This is a genomic window from Methylobacterium sp. J-030 (assembly GCF_022829545.1).
Taxonomy (GTDB): domain Bacteria; phylum Pseudomonadota; class Alphaproteobacteria; order Rhizobiales; family Beijerinckiaceae; genus Methylobacterium.
The window spans coordinates 42,644-59,954 of sequence record NZ_JAKSYM010000063.1 but is presented as its reverse complement, the minus strand read 5'-3'; the positions used below and the strand labels follow the sequence as shown (position 1 = coordinate 59,954).

At 69.7% G+C, this 17,311-nt stretch carries 18 protein-coding genes; 7 read left to right on the top strand and 11 right to left on the bottom strand.

What is annotated here, in order from left to right; genetic code table 11:
• Positions 1–2 precede the first annotated feature (2 nt).
• Complete coding sequence (locus MKK75_RS03535) at positions 3–878, bottom strand: helix-turn-helix domain-containing GNAT family N-acetyltransferase (protein ID WP_244041254.1); 876 nt, start codon at positions 876–878, stop codon at positions 3–5.
• Between the two features lie 92 nt (positions 879–970).
• Between MKK75_RS03535 and MKK75_RS03530 the strand changes: the two genes are divergently transcribed.
• Positions 971–1,237: a type II toxin-antitoxin system Phd/YefM family antitoxin gene (locus MKK75_RS03530; RefSeq protein ID WP_244041253.1), complete on the top strand. Its 267-nt coding sequence runs from the start codon at positions 971–973 to the stop codon at positions 1,235–1,237.
• Positions 1,238–1,310: 73 nt separating this feature from the next.
• Here the strand turns inward: MKK75_RS03530 and hpnK are convergent, their stop codons facing one another.
• From hpnK to MKK75_RS03505, 5 genes are all read right to left on the bottom strand, one after another.
• On the bottom strand, positions 1,311–2,153 hold the full coding sequence (gene hpnK / locus MKK75_RS03525; RefSeq protein ID WP_244041252.1) for a hopanoid biosynthesis-associated protein HpnK: 843 nt from the start codon (positions 2,151–2,153) through the stop codon (positions 1,311–1,313).
• Between the two features lie 105 nt (positions 2,154–2,258).
• The gene (hpnJ, locus tag MKK75_RS03520) at positions 2,259–3,692 is read right to left on the bottom strand and encodes a hopanoid biosynthesis associated radical SAM protein HpnJ (protein WP_244041251.1); all 1,434 of its coding nucleotides are present in this window, start codon (positions 3,690–3,692) and stop codon (positions 2,259–2,261) included.
• 56 nt (positions 3,693–3,748) lie between these two features.
• Positions 3,749–4,957: a bacteriohopanetetrol glucosamine biosynthesis glycosyltransferase HpnI gene (gene hpnI / locus MKK75_RS03515; protein WP_244041250.1), complete on the bottom strand. Its 1,209-nt coding sequence runs from the start codon at positions 4,955–4,957 to the stop codon at positions 3,749–3,751.
• A 72-nt stretch (positions 4,958–5,029) separates the two neighbouring features.
• On the bottom strand, positions 5,030–5,641 hold the full coding sequence (locus MKK75_RS03510; protein WP_244041249.1) for a phospholipid-binding protein MlaC: 612 nt from the start codon (positions 5,639–5,641) through the stop codon (positions 5,030–5,032).
• Positions 5,632–6,741 carry a flippase-like domain-containing protein gene (locus MKK75_RS03505; RefSeq protein WP_244041248.1) on the bottom strand — a complete coding sequence of 370 codons (1,110 nt, stop codon included), beginning with the start codon at positions 6,739–6,741 and terminating at the stop codon, positions 5,632–5,634. Before MKK75_RS03505 ends, MKK75_RS03510 begins: the two co-directional genes overlap by 10 nt.
• Before the next feature lie 210 nt (positions 6,742–6,951).
• Between MKK75_RS03505 and MKK75_RS03500 the strand changes: the two genes are divergently transcribed.
• The gene (locus MKK75_RS03500; protein ID WP_244041247.1) at positions 6,952–8,127 is read left to right on the top strand and encodes an amidinotransferase; all 1,176 of its coding nucleotides are present in this window, start codon (positions 6,952–6,954) and stop codon (positions 8,125–8,127) included.
• A 55-nt stretch (positions 8,128–8,182) separates the two neighbouring features.
• On the opposite strand, the gene MKK75_RS03495 is transcribed toward MKK75_RS03500, so the two are convergent.
• Both MKK75_RS03495 and MKK75_RS03490 read right to left on the bottom strand, forming a co-directional pair.
• On the bottom strand, positions 8,183–9,193 hold the full coding sequence (locus tag MKK75_RS03495; protein WP_244041246.1) for an alpha/beta fold hydrolase: 1,011 nt from the start codon (positions 9,191–9,193) through the stop codon (positions 8,183–8,185).
• Between the two features lie 147 nt (positions 9,194–9,340).
• Entirely contained in the window at positions 9,341–10,114 is a 774-nt protein-coding gene (locus tag MKK75_RS03490) for an FkbM family methyltransferase (protein ID WP_244041245.1), read from the bottom strand.
• Between the two features lie 354 nt (positions 10,115–10,468).
• Here MKK75_RS03490 and MKK75_RS03485 point away from each other — a divergent pair, with 354 nt between their 5' ends.
• The gene (locus MKK75_RS03485) at positions 10,469–10,960 is read left to right on the top strand and encodes a hypothetical protein (RefSeq protein WP_244041244.1); all 492 of its coding nucleotides are present in this window, start codon (positions 10,469–10,471) and stop codon (positions 10,958–10,960) included.
• A 9-nt stretch (positions 10,961–10,969) separates the two neighbouring features.
• Positions 10,970–11,839 (top strand): 3-deoxy-8-phosphooctulonate synthase, encoded by an 870-nt coding sequence (gene kdsA / locus MKK75_RS03480; RefSeq protein ID WP_244041243.1) that lies wholly within the window; start codon positions 10,970–10,972, stop codon positions 11,837–11,839.
• Positions 11,840–11,950: 111 nt separating this feature from the next.
• Here the strand turns inward: kdsA and MKK75_RS03475 are convergent, their stop codons facing one another.
• Positions 11,951–12,619 (bottom strand): class I SAM-dependent methyltransferase, encoded by a 669-nt coding sequence (locus tag MKK75_RS03475; protein ID WP_244041242.1) that lies wholly within the window; start codon positions 12,617–12,619, stop codon positions 11,951–11,953.
• A gap of 276 nt (positions 12,620–12,895) precedes the next feature.
• Here MKK75_RS03475 and MKK75_RS03470 point away from each other — a divergent pair, with 276 nt between their 5' ends.
• Positions 12,896–13,225 carry a hypothetical protein gene (locus MKK75_RS03470; protein ID WP_244041241.1) on the top strand — a complete coding sequence of 110 codons (330 nt, stop codon included), beginning with the start codon at positions 12,896–12,898 and terminating at the stop codon, positions 13,223–13,225.
• A 64-nt stretch (positions 13,226–13,289) separates the two neighbouring features.
• Here MKK75_RS03470 and queF read toward each other — a convergent pair whose 3' ends face one another.
• The gene (gene queF, locus MKK75_RS03465) at positions 13,290–13,742 is read right to left on the bottom strand and encodes a preQ(1) synthase (protein WP_244041262.1); all 453 of its coding nucleotides are present in this window, start codon (positions 13,740–13,742) and stop codon (positions 13,290–13,292) included.
• A gap of 215 nt (positions 13,743–13,957) precedes the next feature.
• Here queF and eno point away from each other — a divergent pair, with 215 nt between their 5' ends.
• The gene (gene eno, locus MKK75_RS03460) at positions 13,958–15,247 is read left to right on the top strand and encodes a phosphopyruvate hydratase (protein WP_244041240.1); all 1,290 of its coding nucleotides are present in this window, start codon (positions 13,958–13,960) and stop codon (positions 15,245–15,247) included.
• 109 nt (positions 15,248–15,356) lie between these two features.
• Here the strand turns inward: eno and MKK75_RS03455 are convergent, their stop codons facing one another.
• On the bottom strand, positions 15,357–16,568 hold the full coding sequence (locus tag MKK75_RS03455; RefSeq protein WP_244041239.1) for an adenylate/guanylate cyclase domain-containing protein: 1,212 nt from the start codon (positions 16,566–16,568) through the stop codon (positions 15,357–15,359).
• Positions 16,569–16,669: 101 nt separating this feature from the next.
• On the opposite strand from MKK75_RS03455, the gene MKK75_RS03450 reads away from it, so the two are divergent.
• On the top strand, positions 16,670–16,981 hold the full coding sequence (locus MKK75_RS03450; protein ID WP_244041238.1) for an FtsB family cell division protein: 312 nt from the start codon (positions 16,670–16,672) through the stop codon (positions 16,979–16,981).
• The last annotated feature ends 330 nt before the right edge of the window (positions 16,982–17,311 follow it).

Below are 17,311 nucleotides of genomic sequence, written 5' to 3'. Positions count from 1 at the left end.
CGTCAGAGGGTCTTCTCAAAGAAGAGGTCCGGGTAGGGGTCGTCGTTGAAGCGGTCGATCTCCACCCAGCCCGACCGCCGATAGAGCGCCAGGGCCTCGGGGAGGGCGCTGTTGGTGTCGAGCCGCAGCGTCCGGATGCCAAGGTCGCGGGCCGCCGCCTCGGCCGCCCGCATCAGCCGCCTGGCGAGGCCGAGGCCCCGGGCGGCGGGATCGACCCACAGCCGCTTGATCTCCGCCACCGGGCCGCCGTCGCCCTTCAGGCCGACGCACCCGACCGGGAGGCCGTCCGCGACGGCGAGCAGGAAGGTGCCGCGGGGCCGCACCATCGCGGCGGCCTCCGGATCGAACGACAGGGCGACGTCGAAGCCGCCGGGAAAGCGGGTCGCCAGTTCAGCGTAGTAGGCGGCGAGGCAGGCGCGGGCGGGCTCGCGCGTCGGATCCGCCTCCACGATCCCGATGGCCTCTTGGCCCAGGACGAGGGCGACCCGATCCATGGCGTGCAACAGATCATCCGCGTGCGATGCGCGCTCCAGCAGGGCGACGGCGCGGGCATCCGACAGCGCCTCGTAGGCCTCGAACTCACCCCGCCCGGCCTCGGTCAGGGACGCGACCCGGCGGCGGGCATCGGCGGGATGCGGCGCGGTGGCGACCAAGCCCTCTTCTTCCAGGCTGCGCAGCAGGCGGCTCATCAAGCCGGAATCGAGGCCGAGATAGGCACGGATCTCGCCAACCTCCGTCCGTCCCGCGCCAACGGCATTCAGCACGCGCGCGGCCCCCAGGGGCCGGCCCCGGCCAAGAAACGAGGAATCGAGCGCGCCGACTTCCGCAGTGACGGCGCGGGCGAAGCGACGGAAGCGGGCGGTGGCGAGCGAATCCATGATGCCTGACTTTAGTCAGATATGTCGGGCCGTCAACGCGCCTCGCCTGCATCACACTTCCCTGTGCGCGGCATGCGCGCTCAGCTTGCGGAATGATGACGGTTGCTCTCGAGGACGCGGCCACGACCCTCGCTGACCTTGCAGCGCGGGTCGAAGGTGGCGAAACCATTGTCGTGACGCGCGATGGTCGGCCGGTGCTCGATCTCGTGCCGCATCGCCGGACGGGTGGGCTTGATCTGGAGGCCGGCGAAGCATTCCTGCGCGCCCATGGGATCGTACGCGGTCCGGGCTTCATCGCCGACGATTTCGACGATCCTCTACCGGAGGATTTCCTGATACGGCCCTGCCCCGAACTGTGAGACTCATCCTCGACAGTCATATTCTTATCGCGATCGCCTTGAAGCGCCTCGATACGGTTTGCGAAACTGCGTTTTACGGAACGAAATCCGAAAAGCCGCCTCGGATCACATCCGACGTATCGACCGCCGCCCGCACTTCAGCCGCCACCAGCGCGTCCCGCTCGTCGGCGTAACGGTAGCCCGGCGCCTCGCCCACGAAACCTCCCGCCGTGGCGGGATGCGTGTAGAGTTCGGTCAGCCCATCCGGGAGATGTGTGAGCAGCGCCGCCACACGGGCTGGCGTCATGGCGCCGGACCATGCGAGGCCAAAGGTCCGGTCCGGGATCAGCAGCCCGGCCTGCCGGGCGCGCACGGCGAGCAAAGCCGCCCAGGGTGCGATGTCGAGGGCGGCCCGGGGGCGGGCGCCGGGCTCGGCGCGGCGCAGGATCTCCCGCGGCTCCCGGGGTACCCGCAGGGCGCGCATCCCGAAATCGCGGCCGATTCGCAGGACCGCCCCTGCGATCAGCGGGTGGACGTGGAAGTGCTTGTGGGCGTTGACGTGGTCCAGCGGCAGCCCGGTCGCCCGATAGGCCTCGAACTGCGCCCGGATCTCGGCGGCGAGCTGGCGCCGGGCGGCGGGCTTGCGGGCGAAGTCGAGGCCGAGGCGAGCCATATCGGCCCGCATCAGGCCGGCTTCGTCGGTCAGATCGGGCAGATCCGAAGCGGGGAGGGTGGGCCACGCCTCCACCAGCACGAGGTGCAGCCCGACCCGCAGGGACGGCATCCGCTTCGCCCGCGCCACTGCGTCGGTTGCGGCCGGCGCCGAGACCATCAGGCTCGCCGCGGTGAGGATCCCCGCGCGATGGGCCTGCTCGACGGCCTCGTTGACCTCGGAGCTCAGCCCGAAATCGTCCGCGGTGACGACCAGACGCTTCACGTTCACCTCGTAACGGGTGTCGACGGGTCCAGGGCGGAGCCCTGGAAGAGGATGCGGGGCTCCGCCCCGCTCCCCGCCGGGGCCGTGGGCCCCGGACCCCTGACTTCACGCCGCCTTGGCGGTGCCCTGGCGTTCCTTGAGGAAGCGGTAGAACTCGACGCCCTCGCGCAGGCGGCGCTTCATCATGTCGGGTGAGCGCACCATCTCGCTGACGATCGAGGCGATCTTCGGCGCCCGGAAGTAGAACTTCTTGTAGAACTCCTCGACCGAGGTGAAGATCTCGGTGTGCGACAGGTGCGGGTAGTGCAGCGGCGCGACCTGCACGCCGTTCTCGTCGACGAGCTCGGCATTCTCGATATCGAGCCAGCCGTTCTCCACCGCCTGCTTGTACAGGAAGGTGCCCGGGTAGGGCGCCGCCAGCGAGACCTGGATCGTGTGCGGGTTGATCCGCTTGGCGAAGGCGATCGTCTCCTGGATCGTCTCCTTGGTCTCGCCCGGCAGGCCGAGGATGAAGGTGCCGTGGATGGCAATGCCGAGGTCGTGGCAATCCTGGGTGAACTTCTCCGCGACCTCGACCCGCATGCCCTTCTTGATGTTGTGCAGGATCTGCTGATTGCCGGACTCGTAGCCGACCAGCAGCAGGCGCAGGCCGTTCTCCTTGAGCACCTTCAGGGTCTCGCGCGGCACGTTCGCCTTGGCGTTGCACGACCACGTGACGCCGAGCTTGCCGAGCTCCCGGGCGATCTCTTCCGCACGCGGGAGGTTATCCGTGAAGGTGTCGTCGTCGAAGAAGAACTCCTTGGTCTGCGGGAACTCCTTCAGGCAGTACTTGATCTCCTCGATCACGTGGGCGACCGAGCGGGTGCGGTAGGTGTGGCCGCCGACCGTCTGCGGCCAGAGGCAGAAGGTGCAGCGGCTCTTGCAGCCCCGGCCCGAATAGAACGAGATGTAGGGGTGCTTCAGGTAGCCGATGAAGTACTTCTCCATCTCCAGGTCGCGCTTGTAGACGCTGGTGACGAAGGGCAGCTGGTCCATGTCGGTCATGATCTCGCGGTCCGCGTTGTGGACCACGACACCGTTGGCGTCGCGATAGGACAGCCCCTTGATCTCCGACATCGGGACGCCGTCGGCGACCTCCTTGACGGTGAAGTCGAACTCGTTGCGGGCGCAGAAATCGACCACCGGGGCCTGGGCCATCGCGCCGGCGGCGTCGACCGCCACCTTGGCGCCGATCAGGCCGGCGATCAGCTTCGGGTTGGCGGCCTTCAGCGCCTCGATCGTCTTCACGTCCGACTTGAACGACGGCACCGAGGTGTGGAGCACCACGAGGTCGAAGTCGTTCGCCTGAGCGACGATCTCGGGGAGCTTGATGTTGTGCGGGGGCGCGTCGATCAGCTTCGAGTTCGGCACCAGGGCGGCCGGCTGGGCCAGCCAGGTCGGGTACCAGAACGACTTGATCTCGCGCTTGGCCTGGTAGCGGGAGCCGGCGCCGCCGTCGAAACCGTCGAAGGTGGGGGCCTGGAGGAAGAGCGTGCGCATGGGGTTCAAGGCCTCAGGGCAGTGCCGGGGAGGGGCGGAGGAAGGAGGAGCCGGGTTCAGCGGAGCGGCGCGCCGGCGTCGGGTCCGAGTTCGGCGTCCGGGATCAGGGTGCCATCCGCAACCACGTGATAATCATGACCTTTCCATGTCACCGCCCCCGACATGAAGGCCCAGGAGAAGTTCAGGAAGGAGAGGCTGTCGCGGATTGGCAACAGTCCGTAAGGGTGCGGGGCGAGGCCGAAGGCGCGCTCGACCTGCCGGCAGAGCAGGATGCGGCTCGCCAGGGCGAAGCCGGCCAGCGCGAGGGTGCCGGTGCCCGCGCCGGGGAGCAGCGCGGCCAGCAGGGCCAGCGGGAAGGCGTGGGTGACGATCGAGCCGGCATAGCCTGCCGGATCGACGGTGCGGATGGTGCGGTTCCAGCGCAGTTCGTGCCGCCACAGGCCGGCGAGATCGGTGTCGACGCTGGTATGGCCGATGGTGAAGCTCGGGATCGCGACCCGGCCGCCGAGACCGCGAAGCGCGGCGCCGATGGCGTAGTCGTCGGCCAGGTCGTTGCGGAAGCTGCGGAACCCCCCCACCGCCTCAAGGCTCGCCCGGGTGAAGGCGACGGTTGAGCCGAAGCAGGGTTTTGCCAGCCCGAGGCTCAGGCCCATCACAACGTTGGGCAGGAAGTGCGTGTCGATCGCGAGCGTCGAGAGCCGGTCGTACAGGCCTCGGAAGGCCGGCACCCCGTGGTACAGGCAGGTGACGCCGGTGACGCCCGGCTGGGACAGCTCGGCGACCAGCCGCTCCAGATAGTCGGGGCCGACCACCATGTCGCTGTCGGCGAGCACCACCACCTCGTGGGCGATCCGCTCGGCCATGTTGATCAGGTTCGAGACCTTACGGTTCGAGCCGTGCTGGCGGGCGTCGATCACGAGGTCGATCCGGGCCGCCGGGTAGGCCCGCTTCAGTTGCTCCACCACACCGATCGCCGGATCGGCGGCCTTCTGGACGCCGAACACGATCTGAACCGGGCCGGCATAGTCCTGGCGCAGGACGCTCTCGAGATTCGCGTAGAGGGACGGCTCCAGCCCGCAGAGGGGCTTCAGCACCGTCACGGAGGGCAGCGGCGCGCCCGGCGTCAGGACTGGAACCGGTCGGGCCGCATAGCGGCAGGCGCAGAAGGCAGCCGCCAGCGCGTAGAGGCAGCCCGCCGCCGCCAGGATCAGGCAGAACAGCGAGAGCCACGAGAGGGCGAGCAATGCCAGGGCGGAAACATCCATCCGATCGGGTCCGTGCGATCGTCCCGCCGCCTCAGGCAGCGATGGCCGCGAACGGCCGGTTCAGGGCTGCGTTCACGGCGCGGGCTTGGCGGCCAGGATGCCGTCTGTCCGCTGGCGCAGGAACTTCACGACGCCGTCCGCCCCCCCGGATTTCAGCGGCGCCGACAGGGCGGTCCGCTGGGCCGCGACTTCGCTGACGTCGCCGTTGAGCAGGACGTCCTGGATGCGGTTGTCGGCGTTGACGACGAAATCGACCTCCGAATCGTCGCCGTCCGCCGCGGTGACGCGGGTCGGAACGACACGCTGGGCGCCGCGCGCCTCGACCTTCGGCGTGACGTCGAACTTGCCCCCGGCGGCGCGGGCGAGGCGGTTGGCGTAGGTGACGGTCAGGCTGCGCTTGAACGCGTCGGTCACCGCTGCCTGCTGGTCCGGGGTGAAGCTCGACCATTTCGCGCCGACCGCGATGCGGGCCATCGCGGGGAAGTCGAAGGCTTTGTCCATCGCCGGGCTCACGGCCTCGACCCGGGCGGGGAGGGGGCCGGGCCCGTCCTTCAAGGCGGCCGAGAAGGCGGCGTAGAGGTCGCGCACCGTCTGAACGGCCGGATCGTCGGCGGCCCATGCAGGGACCGGGACGAGCAGCGGTGCGGCGATCAGGGCGGCCGCGAGCCGGCGGGTCAGGCGCACTTCTTCAACTCCTCGCCCTCGCCGAGCCGCGCCACCATGCGGGGCGGGGCGTAGCTGTAGAACGGTCCCAGCGTCGCGGCCTGCGGCATCCGCTGGGCGCCGCGCACGGCCGCCACCTCCGCCTCGCGCTCCTCCTCCGGGGCCTCCGCGCGCAGCTTGGCCTCGATCCGGTGCCAGAGCAGCAGGCTTGGGAGGCCGACGCCGAGATCGGCAAAGCGCTTGACCAGCGAGAGGGCGAGCGCCGCCTCGGCCGGGATGTTGAACAGGCCGCACAGGGCGATCAGGCCGCCCTCCTGGGCACCGAGCGCCCCGGGCACCGCGAAGGCCGCCCCGCGCACCGCCTGGGCGAGGCTCTCGATCATCAGGGCCTGCGCGAAGTCGATCGGGTAGCCCATGAAGTGCAGGCAGACATAGACTTCCAGGGTCCCGATCACCCAGCCGATGAAGTGGACGCCCAGGGCGGCGGCGAAGCGGCCGTGGTTGCCGTAGAGGCGGCGCAGGCTGTCGTAGAGCTGGTCGACGGCCCCGAAGGCGCGCCACTCGCGCCCGGAGGCGAAGCGGCTGAGCAGGCCCTGGATCAGGCGGTGCCCGGCCCGGCGCTGGATCAGGTAGAAGGCGCCGAGCGCCGGCACCGCCAGGGCGAGGCCGCCCGCCACCGTCCGCGCGATCGGACCGTCGCCGCAGATCATGATCAGCAGGGCGAGGCCGACGATGGTGAACAGGAGCTGCGTCAGCGCCTGGGTCATCAGGTCGACGAACATGCTGGCGCCCGCGAGCGCGCCCGGAACCCCGCGCTTCGACAGGAGACGCGCGCCGACGAAGTCGCCGCCGACGGTCGCCACCGGCAGCAGGGTGTTGATGCCCTCGCGCACGAAGCGCAGCGACACGCAGTCGGCGAGCTGGGCCGTGCCCTTCGGGAATACGACGTACCAGCCGAGTCCCGCCCAGCCCACCGCCACGATGCGGGCCAGCACGACCAGGGCGGCGCCCCAGCCGGCGCTCATGACGGCGGCCGAAACATCCTCGAGACCGGAGGACATGAACAGGCCGACGACCGTGCAGAGACCGGCGATCGAGGCCAAGGTCGTCAGGCGCTTCATTGTCGTCTTTCAAGCTCGCAAAAGGCTTGATGCGGGAAATCGGCCACGGTCGCGGCAGAAATAGGTCCGCCGGGCCGAGAACGTTTCTGTCACGTTGCAGCACGGATGAGCGCTGTCTATCACCCGTTTAACACACCGGGAGTTAAAGCGGCGGCGGGGCTGAAGGGCCTGCGTAGAAGGCCGCGGCACGTCGCAGAAGGGGCACACGTCATGGAGCGCGAATCACCGATCACGGCCCTTGAGGCCGTGGCCGACGACACGCATGCCGGCGGCTACGCGGGCGCGGCCGCGCCGGGCGTGCCGGCCCCCCACGCGCCCGTGATGGCCTGGAACGAGTGGGATCCGCTGGAGGAGGTGATCGTCGGCTCGCTGGACGGCGCCACGATCCCGACCCACCATCTCACTGTGATCTTCAACCTGCCGCGCGCCGCGCAGCCGTTCTACCGGCTGGCGAGCGGCTGGAAGTACCCGAAGTTCATGAAGAAGCTCGCCCAGGCGGAGCTCGACAACTTCATCGGGATCCTGGCCGGCGAGGGCGTGAAGGTCCGCCGCCCCGATACGGTGGACTTCTCCAAGAAATTCAAGGCGCCGCGCTGGTCGTCCCGGGGCTTCTGCGTCGCCTGCCCGCGCGACCCGTACCTCGTCATCGGCGACGAGATCATCGAGAGCCCGATGTGCTGGCGCTCGCGCTACTTCGAGGGCGACGCCTACCGCGCGCTGTTCAAGGAGTATTTTCGCGCCGGCGCCCGCTGGACCTCGGCGCCGCGGCCGCAGCTCACGGACGATCTCTACAACTACGATTACCGGGTGCCGAACCTGAAGGCCGGCGAGCCGATGCAGTTCACCGTCAACGAGTTCGAGCCGGTCTTCGACGCCGCCGACTTCGTGCGCTGCGGTCGCGACCTGTTCGTGACCCGCTCCAACGTGACCAACCTGATGGGCATCGAGTGGCTGCGCCGCCACCTCGGCCCGGGCTTCCGCATCCACGAGATCGAGAGCCGCTGCCCGCAGCCGATGCACATCGACTCGTCGTTCATGCCGCTGGCCCCCGGCAAGGTGCTGGTGAACCCGGACTACATCGACGTCGAGAAGCTGCCGGCCGTGCTCAAGAAATGGGACGTGCTGATCGCGCCCCGCCCCGACCCGGTCGAGGGCTTCATGAGCAAGATCTCGATGTGCTCGCCCTGGACCTCGATCAACGTGCTCGCGATCACCGAGAAGAAGATCGTCGTCGACCAGAGCCAGCCGACGCTGATCAAGGCGCTGAAGGACTGGGGCTTCGACCCGATCCCGGCGCCGTTCCTGAGCTACGGCCCGTTCGGCGGCTCGTTCCACTGCGCGACGCTGGACGTGCGCCGCCGCGGGGTGCTGAAGTCGTATTTCTGAGGGTCGGGGACGGCCCCGCCCCGCGGCAGAAGCCGGGAAGGGGCCGTCCCCGGGCTCACCGCACCGCGATCCCCTCGATCAGCGCCTTGTTGAACCCCTCCGGGTCCGACATCTGCGGCGCATGGCCGAGCGCGGGGAACTCCACGAGCCGCGCCCCCGGGATCGCCTGCGCGGCCGCCCGGCCGAGTTCGGGATAGTGGCCGAGGCGCGCCCGCACCTCCGGCGGGGCGAGATCCTTGCCGATCGCCGTGTTGTCCTTCTGGCCGATCATCAGGAGGGTCGGCACCGCGATCTGGGGCAAGCGGTAGACCACCGGCTCGGTGACGATCATGTCGTAGACCAGCGCCGAGTCCCAGGCGACGGCCTCCTTGCCGGGGCCATTGTTGAGCCCGGCCAGCATCGTCACCCACGGCTCGTAGCGCGCCTCCCAGCGGCCGGCATAGTAGGTCGTGGTCTCGTAGGCGCGGATCGACTCCGCCGAGACCTTCAGCTCGCGCTGGTACCACTGTGCCAGGGAGATCGGCGGCAGACCCTTGGCGCTCCAGTCCTCCAGGCCGACCGGATTGACCAGCACGAGCCGTTCGACCGCCTTCGGGTAGAGCAGGGCGTAGTGCGCGGCCAGCATGCCCCCCGTCGAGTGGCCGATCAGGATCGGACGCTCGACCCCGAGCTGCGCCAGCAGCGCGTGCGTGTTCTCGGCGAGCTGCCGGAAGGTAAACTGGTAGGCGGCCGGCTTGCTCGACTTGCAGAAGCCGACCTGATCGGGCGCGATCACCCGGTAGCCGGCCGCGCTGAGCGCGCGGATCTGGCTCTCCCAGGTCGCGGCGCAGAAGTTCTTGCCGTGGAGCAGGACCGCTGTGCGGCCGTTCGGCGTCTCGGCCGGCACGTCCAGATAGGCCATCTGAAGCGCCTGGCGCTGCGATGGAAACGTGAAGCGCTTCACCGGGAAGGGATAGTCGAAGCCTTCCAGCTCCGGACCGTAGGCCGGTGCGGCGACGGGGTTCGCCGTCGCCGCACCGGGGGAGGCCAGCGCGAGGAGCGCGGCGGCGAGGATGGGTCGGAGCATGGGCCGGGTCGGAGCCTCGTGTGCCAGCGGCGTAGGGCGCCGCGCCGCCGGCACAGATCGGGCATCCGAAGGGCGCTGTCCACGCTGCGAGCCCGGGGCGACAGCCGCCGGACCCGGCCCGAGCCGGACGGACAGCGCCGGCCGGCCTCAGGCCGCGGCCGGCTGCGCCACCGCGGCCTGGTCGCGCTTGGCGTACCAGGCGTCGGACATCGAGAACGGCGCGAACCGGCGCTCGTAGCCCGTCCGAGTCATGAGCTCGGCCAGCGCCTCGCCCTGCGGCGGATCGACATTCGCGATGCTGATCAGCGTCACGTCGTGTGCGGAGATATCGAAGCGCTCCAGAAGGTCGCGCGTGTCCTCCTCGGCGTTGATGCTCAGGAAGTCGATGGTGCGCGGCGCCTGAGCGGCCTGCAGAAGGCTGCGCAGCGTGATGGTCTCGACCTCGTACCGCTTCCCGCTCCGGCGCGTCCCCGCGGCAGCCGAGGGATCCTCCGAACTCTCCGTATCGTTGAACAGGAGCTTCAGACCGTCCTCGGCATAGACGAACTTGTTCGTGACGTAGCAGGTCCGGCTGGCGCGCAGAGTCTCGTGCCGGCCACGCGCCGGCTCCGCGATGGCCCCCTGCCAGCCGTAGAGCGTCTCCAGCAACTGCGTGGTGCTGGCGCCCCGGCCGTCCGCGGCCCCGAACTCGACGAAGTAACCGTTCCGCTTTTCCCCGAGTTCGAACAGGACCCAGAGATCCTGCAGGAGCGGCGCCGTTGAGAGCGCCGCGCGCCGGGCCGCGAAGGTGAGGAAGTCGATCAGTTCGGCGTAGGCCTCCTGGCCCGGACCGACGAGGCTCTTGATCTCCGCGATCGATCCTTCGAGCGTGTCCCGGACGCTCAAGACCGACCTGAAGACGATTCCAAGATCATTTTCCACGACCCAACTCCTCCACACTCGTCCTTCCGATCGGCGCACGGACCCCGAGGCGATCGGTCCGCCGCAGGCCGCCGGAACCTTTTCGGCCGACAATCATCGATCCCCGTGGCATCCTGCACGTCCCGCCCGGGCACCCGGACCGGGCGCACGGCCAGTCATCGGCATCGGATAGAAACATTCACCTCGAACAAAGTCCTTGAACACACGATACAGAGGCTATATTCGGGACGCATCGAAGCAAACCTGGGTATATTGCCGGTAAATATCGAAACGAAGACAGCAAATCGCGATACAGCCGGCCCTTCTTACGGCCAAGCATGCGATGAGATCTTGCAGAGGATTTGGAACGAGTCAATGACACCGACCCGGAAAACGATCTTAACGTTTGCTATCCTGACCAGCCTGAGCACAGCGCCGGTCCATGCCGCGGATGCCTGCGACGCGCTTGCCGCCAGGGTGATCCGCGATACCGGCGCCTCGCTCGCCGGCCGGGCCGGCCACTACGCGGTGTTCCGCGCCGAGGATGCGGAGCGGCTGAGCCTCGATTGCCGAAAGCCCGCGCGGATCACCGTGGCTTCGCGGGATCGGGAACCGTCCCTGGCCTACTTCACCCTGGTCGGCCGCGCGGCCCGGGCGCTCGCCGGGGCGGATCCCGCCGCCGCCGAGGTGCTGGCGCTCAACCTGCATCAGGCGAGCCTTCTGGCGAACGCCCCGCGCCGCGGCGGCTCGGGCAAGGCCCTGATGCTGTGCGAGACCGGCCCGCGATCGGACGCCCTCCGGGAGGATCTCACGGTCTGCCGGGTCGCGCCCCGGGCCGGGCTTTCGCGGATCCGCCGTGCGGGCTAGACCGCACTCATGTCGAATTCCGAGACCCCCGGCCCGGTCGTCCGAGGCCCCATCGTTCAGGTCGGCGACGCGCGCTTCGCCAACCACCTGCCGCTCGTGCTGATCGCCGGCCCCTGCCAGTTGGAGGGGCGGAGCCATGCCCTGGAGATCGCCGCCGCCCTCAAGGCGATGACGGCGCGCGCCGGGATCGACCTCGTGTTCAAGACCTCGTTCGACAAGGCCAATCGCACCTCGGGCGGTGCCGCCCGGGGCGTCGGGCTCGACGAGGCGCTGCCGGTCTTCGCGGAGATCCGCGAGTCCCTGGGCCTGCCGGTGCTGACCGACGTGCACGCCGCCGAGCAATGCGCCCGGGCCGCCGAGGCCGTGGACGTGCTCCAGATCCCGGCCTTCCTGTGCCGCCAGACCGACCTGCTCCTGGCGGCCGCCGCGACGGGGCGGGCGGTCAACATCAAGAAGGGTCAGTTCCTGGCGCCCTGGGACATGAGGCACGTCGCCGCCAAGGTGACGCAGGCCGGCAACCCGAACGTCATCGTCACGGAGCGGGGCGCCTCGTTCGGCTACAACACCCTGGTCTCCGACATGCGCAGCCTGCCGATCATGGCACAGGTGACGAGCGGCGCGCCGGTCGTGTTCGACGCGACCCATTCGGTGCAGCAGCCGGGCGGCCAGGGGGCGAGCTCCGGCGGGCAGCGGGAATTCGTCGCCGTGCTGGCCCGGGCCGCCGTGGCGGTGGGGGTGGCCGGCGTGTTCATCGAGACCCACCCCGATCCCGACCGGGCGCCCTCCGACGGCCCCAACATGGTGGCGCTGAAGGATATGCCGGCGCTGCTCGACCAACTCATCGCCTTCGACAAGCTGGCCAAGGCTCGCGCCGCGTGAACTGGGTTTCAAAAGGGCGAGCCCTCTGGTGGGTCGTCAGGGCAAAGCCCTGACCGATACCAAGGCTCCGCCCTGGACCCGCGAAAGGGCTCGCCCTTTCGAAACCCCGGATCAGGCAGGCTCCAGCACGTGGATCCGCAGGGGCTGGACGAGGCCGTAGCGTCCGTCCGCCGCGCGCTCGGCCGCCGTCTCGAAGGCCGCTTCCACGACGGAGCGACGGGCCTCGATCGTCGCCGCCCGGGCGGGATCAACCGCGCAGACCCGCTTCAGGAAGGCATCCAGGGAGGCGAAGCTCTCCCGCCGCTCCATCGTGATGTCCCGCCGGCAGGTGAGGGCGCCGCGGGCGAGGGCCGCCGCGATCGCGTCCTGTGCGGCCGCGCGGATTGCGGTCTCGTCCTCGATCGGCCGCAACGCGTCGAAGAAACTGCCCGCCGCCAGGGGCTCCACCACCACGACACACCCGCCCGGGACGAGGACGCGCGCCGCCTCGATGAGGGCTGCGGCGGGGTCGGGCACGTGGTGCAGGGCGTTGAGGAGGACGGCCCCGTCGAAGCTGCCGTCGGGGAAGGGCAGGGCCTCGCCCGAGGCGCTCTCGAACCGCACCCCCGGCGCGGCGGCCCGGGCCTGTTCGAGCGCTGCCGCGCCCGGATCGATGCCGGTCACCGCCGCGCCGTCCTCGCTCAGCCGCTTCGCCAGCGTTCCGGGGCCGCAGCCGATGTCGAGGATCCGCTTGCCGGACAGCGGCGCGAAGGTCTCGCGGATCAGGGTCAGGGCATCCATCGGGCACTCCTCCAGGGTCGCCATCATAGGCCCGACACCGGGCGGAGGCGATCAAGCCGGGCGCGACAGCATCGGAAAATATTCGCAAGGTTACGGGATGCACCGGGGCCGGAACGGCCAAGCTCGGCGGAATGGTTAACCCGTCGATCATGAAGAGCCGCGGTTCACGAAACCGACTGTGTGCGGATCCGCACGCCGAGACCTGCCGGAACTTGGAACTGTCCCGGCACGGCTACGTTATTGGGCAGGTTCGATCGAGGATCGAGAGGGAATATCATGCGCAAGATCGGTATCATCGCCACCGCCGCCGCCCTGGCCATCGGCAGCGTCGCCGCGACCTCGAGCGCCGAGGCGCGTCCCTACGGCTTCCACGGCGGCTATGGCGGCTACGGCCACGGCTACTACCGCGGCGGTCGTCGTGGCATCGGCACCGGCGCCGCCATCGGTCTCGGCATCGCCGGCCTCGCGGCCGGTGCGATCGCCGCCGGCGCGGCCCGCGACAGCTACTACGGCGGCGGGTACGGCTACGCGCCGGCCTACGGCTACGCCCCGGCCTACGGCGGCTACGGCTACGCGGCGCCGGGCTACTACGGCTACGGCTACTGAGGTCCGCGGACCGACGATTTGGGGGCGGCCGGCGCAAGCCGGCCGCCCTCTTCGTTTGCGCCGCTCACCGCCCGCGGTAGGGCGGCACGCCGGGATCGGGCAGCCACGCGTTCTTGGGCAAGGTGCCCGTCTGCCAGAAGACGTCGATCGGGATGCCCCCGCGCGGATACCAGTATCCGCCGATGCGCAGGAAGCGCGGCGCCAGCAGGTCGCCCAACCGCTTGCCGATCGCCACCGTACAATCCTCGTGGAATGCCCCGTGGTTGCGGAACGCGCCGAGGTAGAGCTTCAGCGACTTCGACTCCACGAGCCAGTCACCCGGCACATAGTCGATCACCAGGATGGCGAAGTCCGGCTGTCCAGTCACCGGGCAGATCGACGTGAATTCGGGCGCGGTGAACCGGGCCACGTAGTCCGTGTCCGCGTGCGGGTTCGGCACCCGGTCGAGGCGCGCAGCCTCGGGGGAGGTCGGCAGCGGCGCCGGCTGGCCGAGCTGGAGGTTTTCGGGCATCATCATGGTGGGCGTATAGAACGCCGCGCCGCCAGGCGCATCCCTCGGCACCGCGGCGATTTTCCCGGTCCGGCGCCCGGCCGGCCCCGGCAGCGGCATGCACAGGCCGAGCGTCCTCCGCCGCTTGCCGTCACTCCCGGCTTGACCGATAAGCCGCCGCGATGCGCCGACGCCCCGACCGGGCGCGGTCGCCGGCCCGCGGCCCCGCAAGAGGACGTTCCATGACCGCGATCACCAATATCAGCGCCCGCGAGATCCTCGACAGCCGCGGCAACCCCACGGTCGAGGTGGACGTGCTCCTGGAGGACGGCTCCTTCGGCCGCGCCGCGGTCCCCTCGGGCGCCTCCACGGGTGCCCACGAGGCGGTGGAGCTGCGCGACGGCGACGCGAACCGCTTCCTCGGCAAGGGCGTGTTGAAGGCGGTCGAGGCGGCGCAGACCGAGATCCTCGACGCGATCGGCGGCATGGAGGCCGAGGATCAGGTCGCGGTCGACGAGGCGATGATCGAGCTCGACGGCACGCCCAACAAGGCGCGGCTCGGCGCCAACGCGATCCTGGGCGTGTCGCTGGCAGTGGCGAAGGCCGCGGCCGAGGCTTCGGGCCTGCCGCTCTATCGCTACGTCGGCGGCGTGCAGGGCCGGGTGCTGCCGGTGCCGATGATGAACATCATCAACGGCGGCGCGCATGCCGACAACCCGATCGACTTCCAGGAATTCATGATCCTGCCGCTGGGGGCGGACTCGATCGCCGAGGCCGTGCGCATGGGCTCCGAGGTGTTCCACACCCTGAAGGGCAAGCTGAAGAAGGCCGGCCACAACACCAACGTCGGCGACGAAGGCGGCTTCGCGCCGAACCTGCCGTCGGCTGAGGCCGCCCTCGACTTCGTGATGGACGCGATCAGCGCCGCCGGCTTCAAGCCCGGCCAGGACATCGCCCTGGCGCTCGACTGCGCCGCGACCGAGTTCTTCAAGGATGGCGGCTATGCCTACGAGGGGGAGGGGACGACCCGCACCATCGAGGCGCAGGTCGATTACCTCGCCCAGCTCGTCGACGCCTACCCGATCGTGTCGATCGAGGACGGCATGTCGGAGGACGACTGGGCCGGCTGGAAGCTCCTGACCGAGAAGATCGGCGACCGCTGCCAGCTCGTGGGCGACGACCTGTTCGTCACCAACGTCGAGCGCCTGTCCCGGGGCATCGGGGAGGGCACGGCCAACTCGATCCTGATCAAGGTCAACCAGATCGGCTCGCTCACCGAGACCCTGGCGGCGGTCGATATGGCCCAGCGCGCCGGCTACACCGCGGTGATGTCGCACCGTTCGGGCGAGACCGAGGATTCGACCATCGCGGATCTCGCGGTCGCCACCAATTGCGGGCAGATCAAGACCGGCTCGCTCGCCCGCTCGGACAGACTGGCCAAGTACAACCAGCTGATCCGGATCGAGGAGGGCTTGGGCCCGCAGGCGCTCTATGCCGGCCCGGCGGCGCTGAAGCAGCTCGCCCGGCGCTGATCCGGCGGCGCTCTCTCCCCCGCAGAGGGGGAGGGGATCCGCGGAATCGGTCGCGCCCACGCTGAAAAGGCCCGGGATCTCGCCGTCGAACACGAGCGGGAATCCCGCCTCATGCCGGCTCCCCGGAACCAAACCCATCGCCGAACTCCGGCAGCGTCCAAACCCGCATCGGCCGCGACAGGCCCCGCAGCTCGATCGTCCCGACGGGCTGAAGCCGCCGCTCGCAGCGCTCCGCGAAGGAATCCGACACCAGCAGCGGATGGCCCAGGGCCGCGCACTGGCTCTCGATCCGGCTCGCCTCGTTCACGGCCCGCCCGATGATCGTGAAGTCCAGGCGCCGCCCGGTGCCGACATTGCCGTAGACCACCGTGCCGAAATGGACGACGCAGTCGGCCGCCAGGTCGGGCAGCCCCGCGGCCCGGCGGCGGGCATTGAGGGCCTCGTTGGCGGCCAGCGCCTCCGCGGCCGCCCTCAGGGCGTTGCCGCAGACCGGGCAGGGCAGGGTGTCGGCGTCCGAGACGGGGAAGATCGCCAGGAATCCGTCGCCCAGAAATTTCAGGATCTCGCCGCCGTGGCGCGCCACCGGATCGCCCAGGGCATCGAAATGCTCGTTGAGCCACGTGACCATGTCGATCGGGTCGGCCCGGTCGGACAGCGCCGTGAAGCCGCGCAGGTCCGTGAGCAGGATCGCCGCCGGGACGGCCCGGCCCTCGCCGCGCAGGATCTGCCCGTCGAGCACCCGCTCGGCAGTGGAGCGGCCGAGATAGGTCGCCGAGACCTCGCGCAGGGTGTTGGCGAGGCCGATCTTGGCGACCGCCAGGGTCAGAAACGGCAGGGCCGCGGTGATCGCCGCGAAGTGCGCCTCGGCGAAGCCCGCTTGCGCCCGGGTGCAGAACGAGACCGCGACGCCGCGGAGCGCCGTGCCCGGCGCGAAGCCGACGATGTGGACTGCGTAGTCGGTCCCGCCCTCCGCCCGCAGGGACCGCAGGATCGGGAAGTCCGGTTCCGATCCCGGCGCGTCGAGGCGCCAGCGTCCGAAGGTCTCGTCCCGCTCCAGAAGCGCGTGGACGGGGCTGAGACGCCAGTCGGTTTCCTGCTCGGCCCCGTGGGGATTGGCCACGAAGGAGAGGCCCGCGCCCGCATGCCAGTTGAGGCTGACACCGCGCAGGGTCGGATCGATCGCCGGCGTCATGACGCTGACCCGCCAGAGGGGAACGCCCGCGCCGATCAGCGCCCCGCAGAATCGCTCCAGCAGGGTGTCGTGGTCGTTCGTTCCGGTGGCGTGCTCGGCGATCCAGCGCGCCAGTTCGGTCATGTCCATTCGCGCGGCCCTCGCGCTCTCCTGTGCGATCCCGCCCCACGGGGATCAAGTCCCGGGGCCCGCGCAAGGCTCCGTTAACCTTCTCGCGCGAGGGTCGCGCCATGGTCGTGCGTCGCCGGGTCAGAATGGTCGTGTTGCCGCTGGGTCTCTGGACCCTGTCGGCGCTCGTCGTGGGCTATTTCGTCTGGCAGGCCGAGAGCGGCAATCGCGGCCTCGAGGCCAAGAAGGCGCTGAAGATCCGCGCCTACCAGCTCACCCAGGAGCTCAACGCCGTGAAGGCCGAGCGGGCCGTCTGGGAGCACCGGGTCGCCCTCTTGAAGAGCGACCAGATCGACCGCGACCTGCTGGAAGAGCGCGCGCGGATCGTCCTCGGTCGCGTCCACGCCAACGACGTGGTGATCATCACGCCGTGATGCGTCTGGCGGGGTTTTGCCGAGAGCAGGGTCCCCCGCGCACGAAGAGTGGCCCAGTGCTTCACGTCGGGTAAGACCGGATTTGAGAACGCCGAGACCGTCGCGGTCGCATGCGGTGCGCTCCGGCCGCTGCCTGTTCGACCGCTCTTCGGAGAGCCTCTTCGCCCCACTGATTGAGGATCTTGCCCGACAGTTCGGCCGCGAGGGCCACATTGGCCTGCAGTCTCCGAGCCCGCATCGCATCGCGTGCCGGCCCCGGGAGGACAACCGCGATCCCAACGAGGCCTTAGTCCCGAAAACCCTCTGACAACAGCGGCTTCCTGTCAGAGC